Source organism: Streptomyces sp. NPDC020845 (assembly GCF_044334165.1).
In the GTDB taxonomy this organism is placed as follows: domain Bacteria; phylum Actinomycetota; class Actinomycetes; order Streptomycetales; family Streptomycetaceae; genus Streptomyces.
This window is the reverse complement of sequence record NZ_JBIRSJ010000001.1, coordinates 452,583-474,325: the sequence shown is the minus strand read 5'-3', so window position 1 is coordinate 474,325 and position 21,743 is coordinate 452,583. Positions and strand designations below refer to the sequence as shown.

The following is a 21,743-nucleotide window of genomic DNA, read 5'->3' as shown; positions in this document are numbered from 1 at the left end:
ACTCAACCAGCATCGAAACCCGGCATTTCGGCCAGCAACTCGGCCAACTCGCCCAGCGCGTACGACCCGGAGTCCACCATCTCGACGGCCTGCCACAGCAGGGTGAGACCGCCGGGAAAGGCCAAACAGGTCTCCACCACGCCCACCAGGTCCACCCGGGTGATCGGCGATCGGGGCAGACTGCCGTGGATCTCGGGTGGGAGCAGTCCGAGGACCTGGGCGCGTGCGGCCGGATCGGACATCACCGGGACCGCCTCCAGCGCCAGAACCAGTCGCTTGCGCTGCTCGAGGCCGGGCCGGGCGCCCGGCCTCGCGGGCGGCTGTGGGCCCTGACCCCCGCCGTGTCCTCGCTCCGGCATCCGTTCGCCCCCTTCGACGCCCGGAAATGGACTCTATCGCCGATGACGAAGCCCAACAACGATTTCACGAACCGATCCGTTGTCGTACTTTTCAGCAACACCGCCGAACGGTTCCGTTAGCGTGAAGTCGCGGCAGATCAGGTGAAGTTCCCATCGGAATTGATGTCCCATATCCGGGAAGTGTCGCTGCGCGAGGACGACGTTCTCGTGAATTGCGCGAGCTGACCGACGGACTGCCCATGGGGCGGGCGATGCAGGTCATGGCCGAAGAAGGTCAGCTCCTCGGCTTGTTGGTCGGGATCACTGGAGCCCGCGAGGTGCTGGAGATCGGGACTTTCACCGGCTACAGCTTGCTGTGCATGGCGCGCACCCTGCCCTCCGGCGGCGTCTGGTCACCTGTGACATCAGCACCAAATGGCCCGACATCGGCACCGAGTACTGGAAGCGGGCCGGCGTAGCCGATCGAATCGAGGTCCGTATCGGCGACGCCACGGAAACGCTCACGACATTGCTCGACGAGGGCGGAGCCGGCGCCTTCGACCTCGCTCTCATAGAAGCCGACAAAGCGAATTACCGCGCCTATTACGCGAAGTGTTTCGAACTGCTTCGGCCCGGTGGTCTCATCGTGGCCGACAACACGCTTTTCTTCGGGCGGGTCGTCGACGCTGCCGCTCAGGACCCCGACACGGTCGCCGTCCGCGAGCTGAACTCCGCGCTGCGGGACGACGACCGCGCCGACATCTCCTTGCTGCCGATGGCCGACGGCATCACGCTGGTGCGGAAGCGGCCCTGACGTCCGCCGCCGCCCGGCCGTCCGCGGGGGCCATGCGCTCCGCGGTCAGGTCCGGGGCGGTCAGGTCGATCGTCGCCTGCGGCTCCCGCCGGTCCGCGGCCAGGTGGAGCCGCCGCGGGCCGTCGACGTCCGTCTCGGGCAGCACGCCCAGGCAGTCGCAGCTCTCGTCGCCGAAGCCGGCGAACCGGTAGGCGATCTCCACCATGCGGTTCCGATCGGTCGGCCGGAAGGCCGCGACCAGGTGCGCCCCGGCGCGCGCCGCCTGGTCGGTGGCCCGTTGATGATCGCCGCCCCGGCGCCGAACGAGACCACCCGGCACGTTTCAGATGCCAGGCGCCCGGGTGGGTCGCCGGCAGCATCACGCCGATCGCGCCATGCGGCCCGGAGCGGTCGGTCAGCGAGGCGACCAGGACCTCGTGTGCGGGTCGGCGATCAGCCCGCGCAGCGCGGCGTCGGAGTAGTGCACCCCGGTGGCGTTCATCCGGCTGGTGCGCAGCGTCAGCTCCTCGACCCGGAGCGGTTGCTCGTCGGTCGCCCGCTCGATCCGCATCCGCAGGTCGAGCGAGCGCAGGAATTCCTCCGTCGGGCCGGTGAACGAGGACTGGGCCGCCTGCCGTTCGAAGCCGGCCTGGTACATCTGGCGGCGCCGCCGGGCGTCCACCGGTCGACGAAGGCGACCACGCGGTGCGCGAACCGCAGCCGGTCGGCGATCGCGCGCACGGACTCCGGCGTGGGGCCCCAACCGATCCGGGGCCGTACGAAGTACTCGGCGACGCCGAGTTCCTCCAGCTTGGCCCAGGCCAGGTCGTCCTGCACGGATCCTCCCCGATTCGTTCAATCCGCCGTGGCGAGGGCGTGCTGGGCCAGCATCAGCTGGCACATCTCATTGCTGCCCTCGATGATCTCCATGAGCTTCGCGTCCCGGTAGGCGCGGGCGACCACATGTCCGTCGCGGGCGGCCGCCGACGCCAGCACCTGCACTGCCGAGGCGGCGGAGGTGGCGGCTTTGGTCGCGGCGACGTGCTTGGCCAGCACGGTCGCGACCGCCATGTCCGGCGACCCGGCGTTCCAGCAGGCGCTGGCGTGCTCTTCCGTCTGCCCTTCCGGCATTATGAGATCGGAGCAGCAGACTTAATCCCGACACCGCCCTCCGTATACGACATCGCCATGCTCAGCGAGAGAACCAGGGGGAAAGCACGTGGGTCACGCAGAAGACACGGATAGCGCCGACAACATGGATAACGCGGATAATTTCGAAGAATTCGACGTAGTGGTGGTGGGTGGCGGCCCAGCCGGTTCGACACTGGCCGCGCTCGTGGCCAAAAAGGGCCATTCGGTGCTCGTCCTGGAGAAGGAGTCCTTCCCGAGGTACCAGATCGGGGAGTCGCTGCTGCCGTCGACGATCCACGGCATCTGTCGGCTGACCGGCGCCGCGGACGAGCTGGCGAAGGCGGGTTTCCCGCTCAAGCGTGGTGGCACGTTCCGTTGGGGGGCCAACCCGGAGCCGTGGACGTTCTCGTTCTCGGTGTCGCCGAAGATGGCGGGTCCGACGTCCACCGCCTACCAGGTCGAGCGCTCGAAGTTCGATGAGATCCTGCTCAAAAACGCCCGCCGCGTCGGCGCGCAGGTGCGTGAGGAGTGCGACGTCATCGACGTCGTCGAGGACGGCGACCGGGTCAGCGGCGTGCGGTACACCGACAGCCAGGGCGTGGAGCGACACGCGGTGGCCAAGTTCGTCGTGGACGCCTCCGGCAACAAGAGCCGCCTGTACAAGCGGGCCGGCGGCAAGCGTGAGTACTCGGAGTTCTTCCGCAGCCTGGCGCTGTTCGGCTACTTCGAGGGCGGTAAGCGGCTGCCCGAGCCCACCCGCTACAACATCCTCTGCGTCGCCTTCGAGAGCGGCTGGTTCTGGTACATCCCGCTGAGCGACACGCTGACCAGCGTCGGCGCCGTGGTCCGCCGGGAGATGGCCGAGAAGATACAGGGCGACCCGGAGAAGGCGCTCCAGGCGCTGATCGACGAGTGCCCGAAGATCTCCGACTTCCTCTCCCCCGCCAAGCGGGTCACCGAGGGCCAGTACGGGCAGATCCGGGTCCGCAAGGACTACTCGTACCACAACACGACGTTCTGGCGCCCGGGCATGATGCTCGTCGGTGACGCGGCCTGTTTCGTCGACCCGGTGTTCTCCTCGGGCGTACACCTGGCCACGTACAGCAGCATGCTGGCCGCCCGGTCGATCAACAGCGTGTTGGACGGCGTGGTCGAGGAGAAGGCCGCGATGCAGGAGTTCGAGGCGCGCTACCGCCGCGAGTACAGCGTGTTCTACGAGTTCCTGGTCTCCTTCTACGACATGCACCGCGACGAGAACTCCTACTTCTGGCAGGCGAAGAAGGTCACCAACGCCACCCGCCCCGAGCTGGAGTCGTTCGTCGACCTGGTGGGCGGTGTCTCCTCCGGGGAGGCCGCGCTGACCTCGGCCGACGCGCTGGCGGAGCGCATGCAGTCGCACACCAAGGAATTCTCCGACGCGGTCGACCAGATGGGCGGCACCAACGGTGGCGGCTGGGGAAACCTGGTGAACTCGTCGGTCGTCCGCGAGGCGATGGTCGAGGGCTCCAAGGTCCAGATACAGGCGCTGCTCGGCGAGGACGCCGAGGACGAGGCTCCGCTGTTCGAGGGCGGCCTGATCCCCTCGCCCGACGGGCTGAGCTGGGTACACGCACCGACCCAGTGACCGTACGACACCGCCACGGCACGACCAGTACGACCGGCACGACAACTTCGGCAGAGCAACGGCCACAACACAGAACTGGAGTGACACGTGCGGATCGGGGGAAGTGTCGCGCTGGTCATCGGCCGTGCGTCCGAACTTGGCCTGGCGACAGTACGCAACCTGCACGACCGGGTCGCGTCGGTGGTCATCCTCGCCCGATCCGCACGGGGCAAGGACATCGCGGCGGAGCTGGGTGAGCGCGTTGGTGTTCCCGGCGATGTGATCAGGGAAGAGGATGTCGCCGCGATCGAGCTCGCCGCGAGCCTGGGCACGCTGCGTATCGCGGTGAACTGCGCCGGGACCGGCAACGCCGTCAAGTCCGTCGGCAGGACGGCCCGTTCCCCCTGGACGCCTTCAGTGACGCATTGCGATGGGGCCCGGCCGGTCGGCCGGGCCCCATCCCATCCCGTCTCGGATACGGAGTCAGATCACCGTGGCGCCATGCGCAGGGCCAGATCGGGGAGCTTCATGGTGCAGTCTCCCGTGACGGACGATCCGAAGCGGTCCTGCAGACTCGAGGTCACGCGGTTGGCGAGCACCACGCCGAGGGCGCTGACGCCGATCGCGCCGCCCACGCTGCGGAAGAAGCTCACGGTCGAGGTGGCGGTGCCCAGGTTGCTCGCGGCCACTTCGTTCTGCGCGGCCAGGACCAGGTTCTGGAGGAGCAGGCCGATACCGGCGCCGAACACCACCATGTAGGCGCTCAGGAGCAGCACGTTGGTGTGTGCGTCGATGAAGCTGAACAACAGCACCCCGACGGTCATCAGCACGGCTCCGGCCACGAGAAACGCCTTCCAGCGGCAGTGTCATCAACCCGGCGACCGTCGGCGACTTGCCGAGGCTGATCTGCAGATACTGCGACAGGAACACCCCCAATGCCGTCGTCAGACAGATGTCGATGCTCCTGTCCGACATGAACTTCAGGGCCCACATCGGCTCCCACGAACGAACGGGCTTGAGCATGAGGCCTGCAGCTTGCCCAGCATCTGCAGGGGTCCTCGCCGGTCTGCCCGTGCACCTGGAGCAGCTGCTCCATGGAGGTGTAAAAGGGCTTGAGATCGTCATAGCTGAAAGGCCAGGCACGCGAGACACCCTCGTGGTGTTCCACTTCGGTGAAGTCACTGCGCCGGAAACGGGGCCGCATGGCACCGTAGAAGCGGGTATTCCCACCGACCCAGTAATAGACGCCCGGTGCGAACGGTTTACCCGTGCTGCCGTCATACCAGTAACCCGCGTTCTCGTACCGGCCCTTGATATACATCTCGGTCGGCTGGGAGTTCTCCGGCTCACCCGGAAGGAAATTACCCCGCTCCACGACGAGCACCTTCAAGAAATCGCAACTGATCTCGCCGGAGACGTCGACTGAAACCAGGGAATCGGACCGAAGCTCCGGGGGCGTGTAATCCTGACTGGCCGGATTGGAAATGGATCGGAATTCCTTAGTAGCTGGTGAGGACTCGGAGCGAAGAGAAGTGTTCCCCGTCGGAATGGGTTCCAGGAGAGACTGGACAGTCCGGCGAACAAAGCACACGCACGAGATGAGCAATGCTCGGCGGATGAAGGGCACACTGTGTGCACTGCGGCCGTGCGGCAATGCCGCGGGTTCCCGCGTCGCAGCGCATGCTCCGTGCCGCCCCCCGGAGTCCGTCTCGTACGACGGTCATGGCTCCCCTGACACTTCGCCCTTCGCGCCACCCGTGACCAGCGAAACCCAGGCGTACCGCTCCGGTAGCATGTTCGGGCTTACGACGATCCCCTCATCGCCCGTCCTGCACCGGAAAACCACACCATCCAGCACGATGAGTCACCTACTCAACCAAAACCTATCAAATCGGCCAAACAATTGATATCGACATCATCGCGGATATTTTCGCGAATAAACAGCAGAATTACGTTCACCGCGTTGCGTCAACCACGGGCGATACTGTGGGCCACGGCGGGCGTGGTGACCCTCGGATTCCTCATCACGCTGGAGATCGCCGCGCGTCACTACGGCCTACCGGGGCCGATGACCACCCAGGCGCAAGAGGTGATATTCGCCCCCAAATCGGGGCCGCTGTTGTACGCCAGTATGGCATTGATGATGGTGGTGCTCACCTGGCGGCAACGGTTCATCGCGGCTGGTGTCGCGATCGGCATCGACATCGTCTTCGTGCTGGTGCGGTGGGCGGTCGGCGCCAAGATCACTGAGGGCCACCCCTTCGGCAACGGCGCGTTGTGGGTGATTTTGGGCTACGGAGTCATCGCTGTCACGCGCCGCACCGGCCGGGAACGTGCCCTGCTGCTGAAGGGCGTCGGGCTCGGGCTGCTGCTGGTGGCCGGCCGCAAGACCGGCGACACCTGGCTCCTCATCACGTCGAAGACCCGCCCGAACGTGCTCGACGAGTACGTGGCAACCGCCGATCACGCGCTGAGCAACCCGTCGTGGGTGGTAGGCCGGATTGTCAGGGCCACCGACCCGATCGGCACCCACCTTCTCGACTGGGTCTACATACAGCTTGCGGTGGCCGCGGTCGTCGTCTCGCTGTACCAACTGCGCCATGTGGCGGTCGAGCGCCGCTTCCCGAGCCACTATCTGGTGCGCACCTTTCTGGTGATCGGCCTCGTCGGACCGGCCATCTACATGATCTTCCCGGTGGTCGGGCCGATCTTCGCCTATGGCCCGGGCGCCTACGGCACCGGCGGCCTGCACTGGGCGGTGGCCGATCTGTGGCCGGACACGCCGCCGCCGATCGCTACCCCGCACCCGGTGCCATACGACGCGATCACCCCTCGTAACTGCATGCCCAGCCTGCACACAGCGTGGGCCACCGCCATCTTCATTCACTCCCGCAAGGGCCCACGAATTCTGCGATTCGCGGGCACCTTCTGGCTGATTGCCACGCTCGGCGCAACGCTGGGCTTCGGCTACCACTACGGCGTGGACCTCATTGCCGGCGTGGTGTTCACGCTCACAATCGAGGCAGCTCTGCGCTCGCACGAACGCGGCTGGGACCGGTCAGGAATCCAGCTGGTCGCTTATGGCACAACGGTCTTCGCCGCGCTATTGCTGTCGTATCGCTATCTGCCGATGGAGATGGCCGAATATCCGTGGGTGTTCGGGCCACTTCTCATTCTGGCGATGACCTCAGTGATCTACGGCTACGTACGGACCACCAAACGGTGGGAAACTAAGGCCACACCAGCGCCGCAACCGGAACGGCAACCCGAACTGGTCTGAATCGTGTTGCCCGTCGCAGGCCAGATGAATCTCGCTGGTCACGCCCGGAAGGACGTGACCAGCCCGCTTTCCGGCAGACGGCCGAAAATGCGAACCGTAGGGAGGTGGCCCACGCGAGGCTCCTCAGGGATCGTTCAGCCCCAGGTGAGCGGGTCGAGATGAAGGTAGAAGCGCAGGCGGTCGTGGTCCAGCGCGATGCCGTACCTCTCGGCGAACGCCACGTCCGCTGCCCGTGCCTGCTCCTCGTCCGTCCATGTCTCCCGCGCATTGGCGAGCAGCAGTGCCAAGTCGGCGTAGCGGTCGGCTAGTCCGAGGCGGCCCAGGTCGATGAAGCCCGACACGTCCAGGGTCTGCGGGTCGAGGATGATGTTCGGCAGGCACAGGTCCCCATGGCACACGACCGTGTCGGCGGCCTCCTGTTCCCGTCGGCGGGGTACCTGCTGGGTAACACGGATCAGCAACTCCGCGGCGGGCGTGTGCTGCTGCTCGACTGGAAGAAACTCCGGGTTTACGGCGTCACGGGCCACGACGTCGCTCGCCACGGCGACCATGGCGTCCAGGCCCCGGCGGAATGGGCACTCCGGCACGGGCAGCCCGTGCAGTCGCCGGACCGCGTCCGCGATACGTCCCCAGGAGACTCGCAGATCCCCAGCGGATACCTGATCGGCAGGTATACCGGAGACGGCACTGGTCACCAAGCAGGCGCCCGCGTCACCGGAGTACCACTCGAGCACCCGCGGGCCCGGTACGCCCTGACCGCTGAGCCACGCGATCCGGTCGCGCTCGGCCCCCAGGCCGGCCGCATCCGCAGCGGGTACGCACTTGGCGTACCGGGTGGCGTCCGCACTGCGAAAGACGGAGGCTCCCGACTCGCCCGCGGTGACAGGCAACCAGTCGCCGCCATCCACGCCGAGCAGCACCGGCGATACGACCTGGGATCCGGAGTGATCACTCATAGCGGCCACTCTAACCAGCCCGGCATCCCAGCCGTCGGCCATATTTTCCGCTCCTGCCACGTATCCGGCGTGCGGCATGGCGTGTTCCGTGCGAAACGGCCTAGTCGTCGTCGAAGCCGAAGTCGTCGGAGTCGTCGAAGTCATCGCCGAGTCCGTCGTCGAAAGTGTCGTCGCCGTAGTCCAGCCCGAAGTCCGCTACGGTCCACAGCACGGCGAAGTCGATGACACCATCCGTATCAGGGACATCGGACACATCGGCGTCGGCGTGGTCCGGGCGCCGGCCACCCGTACCCGCGGCCCCATGGTGGCCACCCTCACCACTCGCGCGCCACACCCCCTGGCTGTCAGGCGCATGGGCGGTCTGCCTCCGGGCCGCATCGACGGCCCGGCGGCGAGAGCCCCAGCCGCGGAGCTGGTGCAGGCGGCCGCGTACCCGCGCGGCGTCCTGCACCAGACCTCCCCGGTCGAATGCCTCAGCAGCCTGCTCGAACGCCTGCCGCGCGGGCCGAATGCGACCCGCCTGCAGATGCACCAGGCCAAGGTTCTCCCAGGACTGGGCCTCCCGGCGGCTGTCTCCCAGGTCGCGGAACAGCCCGGCCACCCGCTCGTAACTCGCCGCGGCGTTCTGTTCGTCGCCACCGGCGCGCTGCGCGTCGGCGAGGTTCGCCAGCGACTCGGCGACACCGCCCGGGTCGTGCGTCTGCTCGCGGAGCCCCAGGGCTTCGGCGTGGCAGCCGGCCGCCCGGTGGTGAGCGCCTGTGCGCTGGTGGAGGTTGCCCAGGGTGTCGAGGATGGTGGCGACCGCGGCCGGATCGCCGCCGCGTCGGCAGATGGCCAGCCCCGATTCGTACCGGATGATCAAAGTGGCGGTGTCCCGCTCGCGCGCACGGTATCGGTCGAGGAGCGCGAGCACGTCGCCGACCACCGCTGTGGCCCCGCTGGCGTCACCGGCCAGCAGGAAGAGCGTCATGGCGTTGCCGTAGTACGGCAGGGCGGACGAAACACTGAACGACTGGGCGTGGATATGGCCCAGCCGACGCCGGCATTCCGCCTCCGCGCCCCGGTCCCCCGCCGAGTGCGCCGCGGACGCGGCCGGCTCCAGGACGGCCATCCGGTCGGCTGCGCGACCGCGCAGCTCCAGATACCTCGTCAGCCCGAGGGCCAGCTGTACGGCCAAGCCGTGTGATCCCAGGGCCATCGCGGTCCGCACCGACTCGATCAGGATCGGGCGGTGTTCGTCCAGCCATCGGACGGCTTCCCCAACGCCCGTGAAACGGTCGCCCTCCGCGGGTGCGGCGGCCGGGTCCAGCCACGTATCGGCCTCGGCGGTGGCCGCTACGTGGAGCCGCAGCAGCCGCTCGACGGCGTCCTTGCGCTGTATGCAGGACTCCTCGGTTTGGGCCAGATCGGTGGCGTAGGACGACAGCAGGCCCTGGATGCGGTAACCACCGAACCTCGGCCCGCTTGCCGCCAGCATGCGGGCCCGGGACAGTTCCATGAGCCCGTCCGCCGCCTCGGCAACCGGCAGTCCACCGAGCGCCGCGGCCTCCTCAGCTCCGAAGTGCGCACCGGGGTACAGCGACAACAGCCGGAACAGCCGGGCCGGTCCGGTCTGCAGTCGGCTGTAGCACCATGCGAATACCGGTCGGACAGGATCCGCCTGCAGATCCGGCGCCGACAGTCGCGGGGTGTCCTGCAGCCGGTCGGCCGGCGTTGGCACCGGCAACCGTCGGTCCGTCACCAGTTGGCCAACGGCCAGGTCCAGGGCGAGCGGGAGCCGGCCGCAGGCCATTGACAGCGCGCGGACCGCCTCCGGGTCGGCGGCCGCCCGACGGTCGTGCTCGTCCGCGGCCGCCAGCGCACGCTCCACGAACTCGACGGCCTCCAAGGGCTCCAGCAGGCCCAGAGCGTGATGGCACGCCCCCGCAAACGCGCCGCCCGTCAGCCGGTGTCGGCCGAGGACGACCGCGCAGTTACGCGGATGCGGCGGCAGCAACGGCTCCGCCTCGGCCGGCGAGGAAACGTTGTCCAGCACCACCAGCACCGGCTTGCCCCGCTTGGCCAGCGCGCTCACCGCGGACCGGTACTGGGCCACGCGACCGTCGGCCGCCGCCGCGAGCTGCGACGCAGACACTCCCAGCGAGTGCAGCAGGCCGCCCAGCGCGGTGAACACGGCGGTCTCCGCCGAAGTTTCCGCGGCGCGGCCGAGATCCACGTAGATGCCCTTGACGTACCAGTGGCGCCGGACCGCCTCCCCGGCAGCACGCAGCGCCAGCGCCGTCTTCCCCACCCCGGCCGGACCGGACAACACCAGCACGCTGTGTTCTGCCGCCCAGGCCCGCTGCGCCTGCCGCCTGGCCGCGCGCGTGGTACGCACATGCGGAGGCATTCTCGGGGCCTTGGGGGCCTTAGGAGCCTTAGGAGCTTTTCGGGGGCTGAGGTCCGCCAGCAGCGCCTCAAGTTCGTGTGCGCGGCCGACGAAAACATCCGGCCCGGGCGGCAGGCCGTCAGCCTCCCGGGAAGAAGCCGGGAAGGCGGTGACGAGAACACTGCTGATGCCGCCCGTCTGAACGACCGGGCCGAAATCCGTTCCGCTGAACTCGTCGCGGGCATCCCCCATGACGGAATTTCTAGCGCACCACAACACCCCGCGGCCAGCCCGGGATGCGGTCGTGCGGCCGTGTCGTATCTGACAACGACGCTCGGTGCGGCCCCGATCGCGGCCTGATCACCGCCTCCACGCACTCACTGTGTCGGGGGCACCCACGATCCGTCGACCGCGATGCCGGCGGCCGCGGCGATCCGGTCGCGCGACTCCAGCAGCCGTGCGCGCAACGTCGGCAGGTCCACCCCGAGCAGCCGACCGTCCCGTTTGACCGCCCTTCCGGCGACGAAGACGCTGTCCACCAGGCCGGGGTGGCCGGCCGCCACGACCGTGCCGACAGGGTTGCTGACCGGGAAGACCGAGGGATCCTCGGCGTCGAGAAGGATCAGGTCGGCGTCTTTGCCGACGGTGATGCTGCCCGTACGGGCGTCAAGTCCGCACGCTCGGGCGCCGTCCACTGTGGCGAACTCGACGAAGTCGCGCGCCGTGAGGCCACCGTCCAGACCGCGCTGCACGGCGAACGCCGTACGCATGGTGGCGAACATGTCCCCGCCCGCGGACGGGCTGTCGTCGATCGACAGTGACGGGCGGATTCCGGCGGCCAGCATCCGGCCGGTCTCGGGCCGGCCGAAACCCATCTTCAGCTCGACGTCCGGGCTGATCGACACCGAGCAGCCCGCATCGGCCATCATCGCCACCTGGTCGTCGGAGATGCCGTTGCAGTGCACGAAGGTCGTACGGTCGTCGAGCAGCCCGCGGTCACGCATCTCCGCGATCGGGCGGCTACCACGAGGCCAACCGGTGGCGCCGTGCACATGCACGCTCACCCGCAGGCCGAGTTCCCGCGCCAGCGCGACATCGGTGGCGGTGGTGTCCATGGTGGTCAGCTGCGGCCCGCGCAGGCCCAGCGCCATGCCGTCGTCGGGCAGTTGCGCCCGCACGCGCCTGATCTCCGGTGCGATGTCCGGCTCATCAGCGGCGCCCGCGCAGTAGCAGAACACCGAGTGGCCGGGCGCCTCACGCAGCGCCTGAATCGCGGCGTCGGCGTTCTCCGGGCGGTCAGAGCAATGGAACCAGTCGAGCATGGTCGTGACGCCCGAGCTGAGGGCTTCGATCCGGCCGAGCAGGTTGCCCAGATACACATCTTCCGGCTGGTAGTGCGGCCGGAGCGTGCCGTGCATGGCGACGCGGTACTGGTCGAACGTCCAGTCCGCGCCGATGCCGCGGAACGCGGTCTGCCAGGTGTGCCGGTGGGTATCCACGAAGCCGGGCATCACGATCTTGCCCGTGGCGTCCACGACCTCGGCGTCGGCCGCGTCGACGGTGGCGGCGACCGCGGCGATCCGGCCGCCCTCGATCAGCACATCGCCCTGCGGGAGATCGCCGACGGTCGGATCCACGCTGACCACCATGCCGCCACGCAACAGCGTCCTCATCGGGTCAGCGCCTCCTCGACTGCCCAGGAGGCGATGCGTTCGCCCCGTCGTCCGGGGCGCCTGCTGCTGAGGATGATGTCGATGCGAAGTGCCATGGCGTTCCTTCGAAGAAGTTGACGTGTCAACACCGTGCGACAAGGACCCTAGGGGTGCGAAGTTGACGCGTCAACTCCCTTGCACCGTATGATTCGCGCCATGACCGAGACCCCTGCGCTGGAACCCGAGGAGTGGGAGCTCTGGGACACCTGGATGCGCGCGCAGCGCCTGCTCGCCCGGGAGCTTGATCGTGGTCTGCAGCGCGACTGCGGTATCTCAAAGGCCGAGTTCAGCGTGCTCGTGACCCTGTGGCAGACGCCCGGGCACGAGATGCGCGTCGGCGAGCTCTCCGAATCGCTCGACTGGGAGAAGAGCCGCGTCTCACACCAGCTGACACGTATGGAGAACCGCGGCTTCGTGGAGCGGACCCAATGCGGGGCCAGCGGCCGCCGCACCGGAATCGGACTGACCGCCAAGGGCCGCCGCGCCGCGCAGAGCGCCATCCTCGTACACGCCGGCAACATCCGCCGTCACTTCCTCGACCCGCTCACGCCCGAGCAGACCGCGGCTGTCCGAGCCTGGAGCGAGCAGACGATCAACCGCATCGAGCCGCCGCGCCGCAGCGAGAACACCGGCAACGACGCCGCCTGACGAGTGTTGCCGAAGGCTGCGGACCGAGCCCGGAATCTTCTGCCCCGGCGGCGACCTGCCCGTCAACCGGCCCGGATACGGAGCGATGCAGCTGACAGGACCGGCGTGTGGGGGGCGCCGAAGGATCCCGAGGATGCTCGGGCCGACAACACCCTGGACGCCACGGAATACGGAACGACGCGCTCACGCCGACGCGCTGCGTCCGCCTTTGCGGACGCCGTTGCGCGGAATGCCAAAGGTCTGTGCGCCGACGGTCAATGACAGCCCGCAACTCCGGGGCGGAGAATTCTTGCCGTGGGTCGCACAGGGGGGCGCACAGCCGCACACAGCCGCAACAATCCTGCCAAAACGCTTTCTTTGATTTCCCGCACCACGATCACCACACCCTGGCGCGGTCTTGTCGATGCCCGCTGGCCCGTGGCACGACTTCCACGGTGTCGCAGCTGAAGGAAGTATCGATGATGGACACTCCGGCTCTGATCGCAGAAGAATATCCGCTCGACGACAGACTCGCTCAGGTTCAAGAACAGCTACAGAAAGACTTGGCGCAGGTCAGAGAGCGACTACGCGCTTTGGTAGCGCCGCCACATCATAAAATTCAGGACCCGATCATGTATGCCGTGGAGCATACGGGTCGCCTTCTGCGGCCCACTCTTGTTCTGCTCTCCTCGTATCTCCTCGAAGGTGAGACCGGCGCGGCCACGCACCACCGCGTGATCGATGCGGCTGCCGCCGTCGAGATCCTGCACATCGCGACTCTTCACCACGACGATCTGATCGACGATGCGCAGATCAGGCGCGGGCGGTCCACCACGAACGCGAAATACGGGGACGCCATCGCACTGCTCACCGGCGACTACCTCCTCGCCCGCTGTATGCAGGCCGCAGCCTCCCTCGGCGCTTCGCGCATGATGTCCATGGCTGAAACGCTGATCGACGTATGCGTGGGGCAGATGCTCGAGTCCAGTCAGCTCTTCGATCCTCTTCGCACCGAAGAGGACTATCTCACCGCCGTCTCGGGAAAGACCGCGCGCCTGATGCGGACGGCCACCACGATGGGCGCACTGCAGTGCAATGCGAACAACGACGTCCAGGACGCGTTGGAGAGTTTCGGTCACAACCTCGGCATGGCGTTTCAGATCTGGGACGACATCCTCGACATCTGCAGCGAGGAAACCGGAAAGCAAGTCGCGAAAGATCTGCTCAACGGCGTGTACACACTCCCGGTGATCTATGCCATCGAGGATTTTCCGGATCGCATGCTTCCGACATTGCGCGAGCAGCCACTCTCCGCCGACCGGTGTCAGGAAATTCTTTCCCTCATGCATGAGTCCGGAGCGATCAGCCGGGCTGCGGATGTGGCACAGCGGCATGTGACGGACGCCCTGCGCGCTGTGGAGTCACATCCGTCCTTTGCCCATCGAGCGCCGATCATCGGGCGCTATCTGCGTAACCTGGTCGACCGGCTCGCATCCCAGCACCCCGCACTGCGGGCACAGCCCGGCACCGCTCGGTCCGGCACCGCTCGGTCCGGCACCGCTCGGTCCGGCAGCGTTCGTTCCGACTCGGAGGCCCTTCCGTCGTATGGCACGACGAAGGCGCTGATCCACGACTGGCTGAACGGATACATCGCCCAACCGAACGATCGTCTCGGACGAGGCGGGGCCGTGTGCCCGTTCGTGGCGCCGTCGCTGCGGGCGGGGTCGTTGGAGATGCGGGTGCGAACGGTGGGGTCGGCCCCCGTCGTCGGGACCGTCATCGATATGGTCCGCCATGCGCTCGACGAGTTCGATCTGATCGAGTGGGAAGGCTCGAACCCGGCGTTACGGAGCCTGCTCGTGGCCATGCCCGATCTGGCGCCGACCGAGTGCCATCTGCTCGATGAAGCACATCGGGCCGTCAAGTCGACGGCGGTGCGTCGAGGCATGATGATCGGTCAGTTCCACCCTCTGTGCGAGGAGCCGGCCGCCAGGAATCCCGGGTTTCCGGTCAATCGCTCACCGGTGCCGCTGGTGGCGATCCGGCCCATGGCCTTGCACGACATTCTGTTCCTCAAAGACCGGAAGGAATGGTTCGAGGAGTATCACCGGCGCTTCGGCAGTCATTACAAGCCCAGCAGGGACGCCATAGAGCCACTGTTCGTCGAGCTGTTTCAGCGCGCATGCACGGAACACGGGGTCGGCGCATGAGCAACGGCAGCAGCTACCTGGGCTTCAGCCGCTCGGATCTCAACCGGGAGTATTCGCCCAGCTCCGTCGTCCCGAGCCTGCCGTTCTACCTGAACGAGTACGCCACCCTCAGCGCCGCCGCGCACAACGAGCACACCCCGCTCACCGACCTCCGCTACGGCGCGTCTCCCGAAGCCCGGCTCGACCTGTTCCCCGTGGAGGGCGGCGCATCGGCTCTCGAGGTGTTCGTACACGGCGGCTACTGGCAGGAGGTCACGAAGGAGCAGTCAGCCTTCGCGGCCCCGGACTTCATCGCCGAGGGCATCGCCTTCGCGGCGCTCGGGTACGGGTTGGCGCCCGCTTACTCCCTGGATGAGATCGTCACGATGGTGTGTGAGGCCGTGGCATGGCTCCACGCCAACGCCCCTCGCTTCGGAATCGATCCACGGCGGATCCATCTCAGCGGAAGCTCCGCGGGCGCACACCTCGTGGCGATGGCGCTCATCCGGGACGACGCACGGCGGATCGCGGGCGCCACTTTGCTGAGCGGTATCTATGACCTGGAGCCGCTGCGCCATACGTATGTGAATGACGCCCTGGGGCTGGATGCCGATGCCGCGCTGCGCAACAGCCCGATCCATCATCTGCCCGAGCGGCTTCCGCCGATCGTCATCGCCCGCGGCGCGGGTGAGACGGGGGAGTTCATCCGCCAGCACGACACCATGACGGCCTTGCTGCGGCGGCACAACACGGTCACCGAGCTCGTATGCCCGACGCGCAACCACTTCGATCTCCCCTACGACCTGGGGAATCCGCACACCGCACTCGGCAAGGCCGTACTGACGCGCATCGATGACATCGAGGAGGGATAGCGTGCGCCCGAACGGCCACCAGCCCGCAAGCGACGGCGAGACGCCCTATGCGGCGTACGCCCGCATGGACACCCTGCTGTCGCTGCAGCATCCCCGGACCGGCGCCGAAACCGAGCCCGGCTTCATCATCCTGAGCCAGGTCAAGGAACTGCTGTTCAAACTCTGCCATACGGAGTTCAGCACGGCCCGCGACCACCTCGCGGCGGACCGGCTCGACGAGGTGCTGTGGACGCTGCGTCGCGCCCGGCGCGTACAACAGCTGCTGCTGTCCTGCTGGGACGCCCTCGGCGCACTCACCCCCGGGGAGTTCGCCTCGTTCCGGGACGCGCTCGGCCCCGCGTCCGGGTTTCAGTCCGTGATGTACCGCCGGCTCGAGTTCCTGCTCGGCAACAAGAACCCCCAACTCCTCGGGCCCCACCAGAACACGTCGAGATACAGCGAGGTGCTGGCCCAGTTGCATGAGCCGAGCCTGTACGACGAGGCCATCCGCCATCTGGCCAGGCGCGGCCTGGACATCCCGTCGGTCCACGCCAACCGCGACTTTTCGCTGCCGTACCAGCCGGACGAAAGGGTTGCCGCCGCCTGGCGGCTCATCTACGAGCAGCCTGGCCGCCATCCCGATCTGTTTCTGCTCGCGGAGGCGCTGATGGACACGGCCGACTTGTTCGCGCGCTGGCGCTACACCCACCTGGTGACGGTGCAACGGCTGCTGGGGAACAGGCCGGGCACCGGCGGGACCGAGGGGTCACCGTGGCTCGCCGCCATCGCGGAACACCGGTTCTTCCCTGAGCTCTGGTCGATCAGGTCCACCGGTGAGTGAGGGAGGTACGACGGCATGAGCATAGAGACCAAGGTGGCACGCGACACGGCCGCGGACCTCGACGCCGCCGACCCACTGCGGGCGTTTCGGCACGAGTTCGTCTGCCCCGAGCCGGAGACGATCTATCTCGACGGCAACTCACTCGGCCGACTGCCGACCGCCACCGCCGGTTTTCTGGGGCAGGTGGTGCACGACGGCTGGGGTGCGGGGCTGGTGTGCTCCTGGGAAACCTGGATCAACTGGAGCCGGCAACTCGGCGACCGGCTCGCGGCCCACACACTGGGCGCCCGACCGGGCGAGGTGGTGATCTCCGACTCGACATCGGTGAATCTCTACAAGCTGGCCGCCGCGGCGCTGGACGCCAGGCCGGGGCGCCGGACGATCGTGGCCGACATCGACGACTTCCCCACCAACCGCTACACCCTGCAGGGCCTGGCCGAGCAGCGGCGGCTCCGCCTGGTGACCTTGCGCTCCGATCCCGATCAGGGGCTCGACCTGGACGTATTGCGCCGGGCGCTGAGCGACGACGTGGCCCTGGTGGTGCTGTCGCTCGTCTCGTACCGTTCCGGGGCGCTTCTCGACATGGCGGCCGTGAACGGCGCAGCCGAGCGCGCCGGGGCACTCGTCCTGTGGGACCTCAGCCACGCCGCCGGTGTGATTCCGGTGCGACTCGGGGCGGCCCAGGCGGACCTCGCCGTGGGCTCCACGTACAAGTACCTGAACGGTGGGCCGGGATCACCCGCCTTTCTCTATGTGCGGAAGGACCTCCAACGACAACTGCGGCAGCCGATCTGGGGATGGTTCGGACAGCGCGACCAGTTCCGGATGGGTGAGGTGTACGACCCGGTGGGCGACATCGACCGCTTCCTGGTCGGCACTCCCCCGCTGCTCTCCCTGGCCGCGATCCAGCCCGCGCTGGACGTCATCGAGCGGGTGCCGATCAGCCGGCTACGCGAGAAGTCCGTCCAACTGGGCTCATACGCCGTCGAGTTGGCGGAGGAGTGGCTGGCGCCGCACGGCTTCCGGCTCGCCTCTCCGCGCGACCCGGCCCGGCGTGGTTCACATATCGCGCTGGCGCACCCCGAGGCGTCCCGTATCTCCCGTGGCCTTCGCTCGGAGAAGAAGGTGATCTGCGACTTCCGTCCCCCGGATCGGCTGCGGATCGGGTTCGCCCCGCTGTACACCCGCTTCGTCGACGTCTGGGACGGCCTCGACCGGCTGCGCGCCCTCGTCGAGAGCCGCGGCTATGAGCAACTGCCCGTCGACATGTCCCGTGTGACCTGAGAGGGATGATCGGTGACCGCCAAGAGCCCACTGACGAAGGACGACCTGGTCGGCATCCTGTTCGGCGCGGGCGCGTTCCAGATGCTGCACGCCGGCTGTGAGCTGGGGCTGTTCAGGCTGCTGCGACGGCGCCCCGCGCTGTCCCCGTCGCAGGTGGCAAAGGAGCTGGGCCTGGATGCGCGGCCGGTGCAGATCCTGCTGCTCGGAACGACCGCCCTCGGCCTGACCGTCCGGACGGACGGCCGGTACCGCAACGGTGAACTGGTCGAGGAGCTGTTCCAGGAGGGCACCTGGGACATCTTCGAGGACCTTGCCGAGTTCCAGCAGAAGGTCACCGGCCCCGCCGCCCTCGATTTCGTAGCTTCGCTCCGGCAGAACACCAATGTCGGGCTGCGCCACATCCCGGGCGACGGGGACGATCTGTACCGGCGGCTGACCGGCCACCCCCAGCTGTCGCAGCTCTTCTACCGCTGTATGAAGTCCTGGTCGACGCTGTCGAATCCGATCCTGGTGGAGAACGCCGACCTCTCCGGGGTCGGAAACGTCCTCGACATCGGCGGCGGTGACGGTGTCAACTCGATCGCGCTGGCCATGGCCAACCCCGGCGTCGCGTTCACCGTCTTCGATCTGCCCGGGACGGCGGCCATCGCGCAGCACAAGATCCAGCTCCAGGGTCTGAGTGATCGCGTCGGCGTCGTCGAGGGCGATATGTTCGCCGATCCCTTCCCGACGGGACACGACTGTCTGCTGTTCGCCAACCAGCTCGTCATCTGGTCGCCCGAGGAGAACCGCTCGCTGCTGCGCAAGGCCTATGAGGCGCTGCCGGACGGCGGGCGGGTGCTGATTTTCAGCGCCATGTCCGACGACACCGGGGACGGCCCGCTGTACGCCGCACTCGACAACGTCTACTTCGCCACGCTGCCGACGGGAAACAGCGTGATCTACCACTGGGCGCAGTACGAAGAGTGGCTGGCCGACGCGGGGTTCTGCGAGGTGGTGCGACTGCCCGGGAAGACCTGGACTCCGCACGGCCTGATCGCGGCGAGGAAACGCACACCCGGCGCACCCGGAGGGGTGAAATGATCGACGTTGGCCTGGCTTTCTTCCCCGATGTCGACGAACGCGACCGGGGCGCCGCCGAGTATTACGCGCGCTGCCTCGACTTCGTCGAACTCGGCGACCGGCTCGGGTTTCAGCATGTGCGGATCGTCGAGCACTATTTCCGCAGATATGGCGGATACTCCCCGAACCCGATCGTCTTTCTCTCCGCTGCCGCCCAGCGCAGCCGTCGGCTGAAACTGATCACGGGTGCGGTGCTGCCCGCCTTCAATCATCCGCTCAAGCTGGCCGGCGAGATCGGAATGCTGGACGCCATCTCGGGGGGCCGTGCCGAGATAGGGTTCGCGCGGGCCTTTCTGCCCCATGAGTTCCAGCGGTTCGGCGTGGACATGGATGAGAGCCGGGGTCGCTTCGACGAAGGCATACGGGTCGTCCGGGAGCTGCTGGCCGAGGAGGAGGTCGCCCACCACGGAAGGTTCCACCACTTCCCGCCGACCACATCCCTCCCCCGGCCTACGCAACGGCCCCATCCGCCGCTGTGGATCGCCGCCCTGTCCTCGAAGGAGAGCTTCCGGCTCGCCGGTGAGCTCGGGTACGGCATCATGGCCCAGCCGGTGGTTCCCCATTCGCTCCGTGACAACCTCGATGTCTACCGGAACGCGTGGAAGGAGGCCGGGCACCCCGGCGACGGTCGCGTCATGCTCGCGTTCCATATGCTGTGCACGGCCGACGGCGAAACGGCGCGCTCCCTCGCTCGCGAACCGATCAATCGCTATCTGCGAATGCTGGCGGAGGCCGCGAGCGAATGGACCACCGGAGTCCGGAGCACCGATTATCCCGGCTACGAGAAGATGATCGAAAAGCTGCGTCAGGACGACTTCGACCGGCTCCATGAGCGCGGCTCCGCGCTCGTCGGCTCACCCGACGAGATCACCACGATGCTGCTCGACTATCACGCGGCGTGCGGGGGCTTCGAGACGGCCAGTATCCAGTTCTATTTCTCGGACATCGATCCCGAACTCGCACGCGGCTCGCTCGAATTGTTCGCCGAACATGTCATGCCAAGGCTCCGGCAGGCTTAGCCTGCACCCTCCCGGATGGTGGTCGTGTCAGGGCTCCGAAGGAATTTCATCACCGACTACGACGGTCTCGCCGATCGATGGTGGGACCCTCGAGGACCGCTTGCCCCGCTCGGTTGGATCGCCCGCGCCCGGGCCGGTTTCGTCCCCGTACCCCAGAACAAACAGGCCCTGCTCCTCGATGTCGCCTGTGGGGGTGGCCTGTTCGGCCCGCATCTGGTCGGCAAGGGATACCGCGTGATCGGCGTGGACCTGTCGGCCGCTTCGCTCTGCGAGGCCCGCCACCATGGCTTCCACGCGGTCGCCCGGGCCGATATCGCCGTGCTCCCCTTCGCCGACGAGTCGTTCGACGTGGTCACGGCGGGGCAGTGCCTCGAACACGTACCGGACCCCTTCGCGGTGGTGGGTGAGCTGTGCCGGGTCCTGCGCCCCGGGGGCACCTTGATCGTCGACACCATCGCCGACACCAGGGTGGCCCGGCTGGTGTCCATCACGATCGCCGAGAACCTGCCCGTTCCGGGCCGACCGCCGCGTGGCACCCACGATCACCGCCTCTTCGTCAACCGGGCGCGGCTGATCCACGTCGCGCGAGCGCATGGCGTGGAGCTCGAACTGCTCGGTCTGCGACCGCACTTCGGGGACGGGATCCGCTTCCTGACGCGGCGGCGCGAGGAGGTCCGTATGGTCCGCACCAAATCCACCGCCGTTCTCTTTCTGGGTGTGGGGACCAAATGGTGACCGCTCAGCGGCGGCCGCCCCGGAGCGCCGTACGGAACTGGCTGATCGGCGCGCGGCTGAAGACCCTGCCCGCGACCTTCGCGCCGATCGCGGTGGGAACGGCGATCGCCCATTCGCTCGGCCGGGTCAGCTGGTGGCGTGCCGCCCTGACCGTGGTGTTCGCGCTCTGTTTCGTCATCGGCACAAACTTCCTCAACGACTACAGCGATGGCATCCGGGGAGCCGACACCCACCGGGTGGGACCCGTTCGGCTGGTCGGATCCGGGCAGGCGGCGCCGCGGCAGGTGCTGCGCAGCGGCATGGTGCTGTATGCCCTGGCGGCCCTGGCCGGGGTGCTCATGGCCGTGACGATCTCGTGGTGGCTGCTGGCGCTGACGGCGTTCTGCGCGCTGGGCGGCTGGTTCTACACCGGCGGCTCCCGGCCTTATGGGTACCGCGGGCTCGGCGAGGTGAGCGTGTTCCTGTTCCACGGGGTCATCGCCGTATGCGCCACGGCCTATATCCAGCTCGGCCGGGTGCCGCTGCTCGCGCTCGGCGCGGCGGTCCCCGTCGGGCTGCTCGTGTGTGCGCTGCTGGTGACGAACAACCTCAGGGACATCCCGACCGATGCCGCGGCGGGGAAGATCACCTTGGCGGTGCGGCTGGGCGACCGGCGGACCCGCATGCTCTATGTGTTCTGCGTCGGTGCCGCCTTCGCGTCGGGGCCGGCGCTGGCCATGGCACGGCCCTGGTCGCTGCTGGTGTTCGCCGCCGCTCCGTTCGCCGTGTTTCCGCTGCGCCGGGTGGTGACCGGGGCGCGCGGAGCCGATTTGATCGCGGCGCTGGAGCACACCTGTCTGCTGCTGCTCGTCTTCGGGGCCCTGCTGGCGATCGGCCTCGCCCGATGACCGCCCG

At 67.7% G+C, this 21,743-nt stretch carries 17 protein-coding genes and 4 pseudogenes; 14 read left to right on the top strand and 7 right to left on the bottom strand.

The window, feature by feature from the left end:
• Positions 1 to 2: 2 nt before the first annotated feature.
• Complete coding sequence (locus ACH4U7_RS01900; RefSeq protein WP_398526064.1) at positions 3 to 359, bottom strand: hypothetical protein; 357 nt, start codon at positions 357 to 359, stop codon at positions 3 to 5.
• A gap of 162 nt (positions 360 to 521) precedes the next feature.
• On the opposite strand from ACH4U7_RS01900, the pseudogene ACH4U7_RS01895 reads away from it, so the two are divergent.
• Positions 522 to 1,152, top strand: a pseudogene (locus ACH4U7_RS01895) (O-methyltransferase).
• Here ACH4U7_RS01895 and ACH4U7_RS01890 read toward each other — a convergent pair.
• A pseudogene (locus ACH4U7_RS01890) lies at positions 1,127 to 1,959 on the bottom strand (hypothetical protein); the annotation flags it as partial. The pseudogenes ACH4U7_RS01895 and ACH4U7_RS01890 overlap by 26 nt on opposite strands.
• 27 nt (positions 1,960 to 1,986) lie before the next feature.
• A pseudogene (locus tag ACH4U7_RS01885) lies at positions 1,987 to 2,241 on the bottom strand (acyl-CoA dehydrogenase family protein); the annotation flags it as partial.
• A gap of 145 nt (positions 2,242 to 2,386) precedes the next feature.
• Between ACH4U7_RS01885 and ACH4U7_RS01880 the strand changes: the two are divergent.
• Both ACH4U7_RS01880 and ACH4U7_RS01875 read left to right on the top strand, forming a co-directional pair.
• Positions 2,387 to 3,886: a tryptophan 7-halogenase gene (locus tag ACH4U7_RS01880; RefSeq protein WP_398526063.1), complete on the top strand. Its 1,500-nt coding sequence runs from the start codon at positions 2,387 to 2,389 to the stop codon at positions 3,884 to 3,886.
• A gap of 87 nt (positions 3,887 to 3,973) precedes the next feature.
• Positions 3,974 to 4,177, top strand: a pseudogene (locus tag ACH4U7_RS01875) (3-hydroxyacyl-CoA dehydrogenase); the annotation flags it as partial.
• A 176-nt stretch (positions 4,178 to 4,353) separates the two neighbouring features.
• On the opposite strand, the gene ACH4U7_RS01870 reads toward ACH4U7_RS01875, so the two are convergent.
• Positions 4,354 to 4,707, bottom strand: coding sequence for a hypothetical protein (locus ACH4U7_RS01870; RefSeq protein WP_398526459.1), 354 nt, complete (start codon positions 4,705 to 4,707; stop codon positions 4,354 to 4,356).
• A 50-nt stretch (positions 4,708 to 4,757) separates the two neighbouring features.
• On the opposite strand from ACH4U7_RS01870, the gene ACH4U7_RS01865 reads away from it, so the two are divergent.
• Together ACH4U7_RS01865 and ACH4U7_RS01860 are read left to right on the top strand one after the other, a co-directional pair.
• Positions 4,758 to 5,291 carry a hypothetical protein gene (locus ACH4U7_RS01865; RefSeq protein WP_398526062.1) on the top strand — a complete coding sequence of 178 codons (534 nt, stop codon included), beginning with the start codon at positions 4,758 to 4,760 and terminating at the stop codon, positions 5,289 to 5,291.
• A gap of 522 nt (positions 5,292 to 5,813) precedes the next feature.
• On the top strand, positions 5,814 to 7,145 hold the full coding sequence (locus ACH4U7_RS01860; protein ID WP_398526440.1) for a phosphatase PAP2 family protein: 1,332 nt from the start codon (positions 5,814 to 5,816) through the stop codon (positions 7,143 to 7,145).
• 134 nt (positions 7,146 to 7,279) lie between these two features.
• Here ACH4U7_RS01860 and ACH4U7_RS01855 read toward each other — a convergent pair whose 3' ends face one another.
• The 3 genes from ACH4U7_RS01855 to ACH4U7_RS01845 form a co-directional block, all read right to left on the bottom strand.
• Positions 7,280 to 8,101, bottom strand: a complete 822-nt coding sequence (locus ACH4U7_RS01855; protein ID WP_398526061.1) for an APH(3'') family aminoglycoside O-phosphotransferase — start codon at positions 8,099 to 8,101, stop codon at positions 7,280 to 7,282.
• 100 nt (positions 8,102 to 8,201) lie between these two features.
• Positions 8,202 to 10,721 carry a tetratricopeptide repeat protein gene (locus ACH4U7_RS01850; protein ID WP_398526060.1) on the bottom strand — a complete coding sequence of 840 codons (2,520 nt, stop codon included), beginning with the start codon at positions 10,719 to 10,721 and terminating at the stop codon, positions 8,202 to 8,204.
• Positions 10,722 to 10,846: 125 nt separating this feature from the next.
• A complete protein-coding gene (locus ACH4U7_RS01845; RefSeq protein ID WP_398526059.1) occupies positions 10,847 to 12,142 on the bottom strand; it encodes an amidohydrolase family protein in 1,296 nt (431 codons plus the stop codon).
• 195 nt (positions 12,143 to 12,337) lie between these two features.
• Here ACH4U7_RS01845 and ACH4U7_RS01840 point away from each other — a divergent pair, with 195 nt between their 5' ends.
• The 9 genes from ACH4U7_RS01840 to ACH4U7_RS01800 all read left to right on the top strand — a co-directional run bounded on the left by ACH4U7_RS01840 (position 12,338) and on the right by ACH4U7_RS01800 (position 21,736).
• Entirely contained in the window at positions 12,338 to 12,829 is a 492-nt protein-coding gene (locus ACH4U7_RS01840) for a MarR family winged helix-turn-helix transcriptional regulator (protein ID WP_398526058.1), read from the top strand.
• 434 nt (positions 12,830 to 13,263) lie between these two features.
• Positions 13,264 to 15,018, top strand: coding sequence for a polyprenyl synthetase family protein (locus ACH4U7_RS01835; protein ID WP_398526057.1), 1,755 nt, complete (start codon positions 13,264 to 13,266; stop codon positions 15,016 to 15,018).
• Entirely contained in the window at positions 15,015 to 15,869 is an 855-nt protein-coding gene (locus tag ACH4U7_RS01830; protein ID WP_398526056.1) for an alpha/beta hydrolase, read from the top strand. Before ACH4U7_RS01835 ends, ACH4U7_RS01830 begins: the two co-directional genes overlap by 4 nt.
• A 1-nt stretch (position 15,870) precedes the next feature.
• Positions 15,871 to 16,689, top strand: a complete 819-nt coding sequence (locus ACH4U7_RS01825; protein ID WP_398526055.1) for a tryptophan 2,3-dioxygenase — start codon at positions 15,871 to 15,873, stop codon at positions 16,687 to 16,689.
• 15 nt (positions 16,690 to 16,704) lie between these two features.
• On the top strand, positions 16,705 to 17,973 hold the full coding sequence (gene kynU / locus ACH4U7_RS01820; RefSeq protein WP_398526054.1) for a kynureninase: 1,269 nt from the start codon (positions 16,705 to 16,707) through the stop codon (positions 17,971 to 17,973).
• A 12-nt stretch (positions 17,974 to 17,985) separates the two neighbouring features.
• Positions 17,986 to 19,056, top strand: coding sequence for a methyltransferase (locus ACH4U7_RS01815; protein WP_398526053.1), 1,071 nt, complete (start codon positions 17,986 to 17,988; stop codon positions 19,054 to 19,056).
• Entirely contained in the window at positions 19,053 to 20,114 is a 1,062-nt protein-coding gene (locus ACH4U7_RS01810; RefSeq protein WP_398526052.1) for an LLM class flavin-dependent oxidoreductase, read from the top strand. Before ACH4U7_RS01815 ends, ACH4U7_RS01810 begins: the two co-directional genes overlap by 4 nt.
• Positions 20,115 to 20,129: 15 nt before the next feature.
• Positions 20,130 to 20,849 carry a methyltransferase domain-containing protein gene (locus tag ACH4U7_RS01805; protein WP_398526051.1) on the top strand — a complete coding sequence of 240 codons (720 nt, stop codon included), beginning with the start codon at positions 20,130 to 20,132 and terminating at the stop codon, positions 20,847 to 20,849.
• Complete coding sequence (locus tag ACH4U7_RS01800; RefSeq protein ID WP_398526050.1) at positions 20,843 to 21,736, top strand: 1,4-dihydroxy-2-naphthoate polyprenyltransferase; 894 nt, start codon at positions 20,843 to 20,845, stop codon at positions 21,734 to 21,736. The genes ACH4U7_RS01805 and ACH4U7_RS01800 overlap by 7 nt, the downstream gene beginning before the upstream one ends.
• Positions 21,737 to 21,743: the final 7 nt, after the last annotated feature.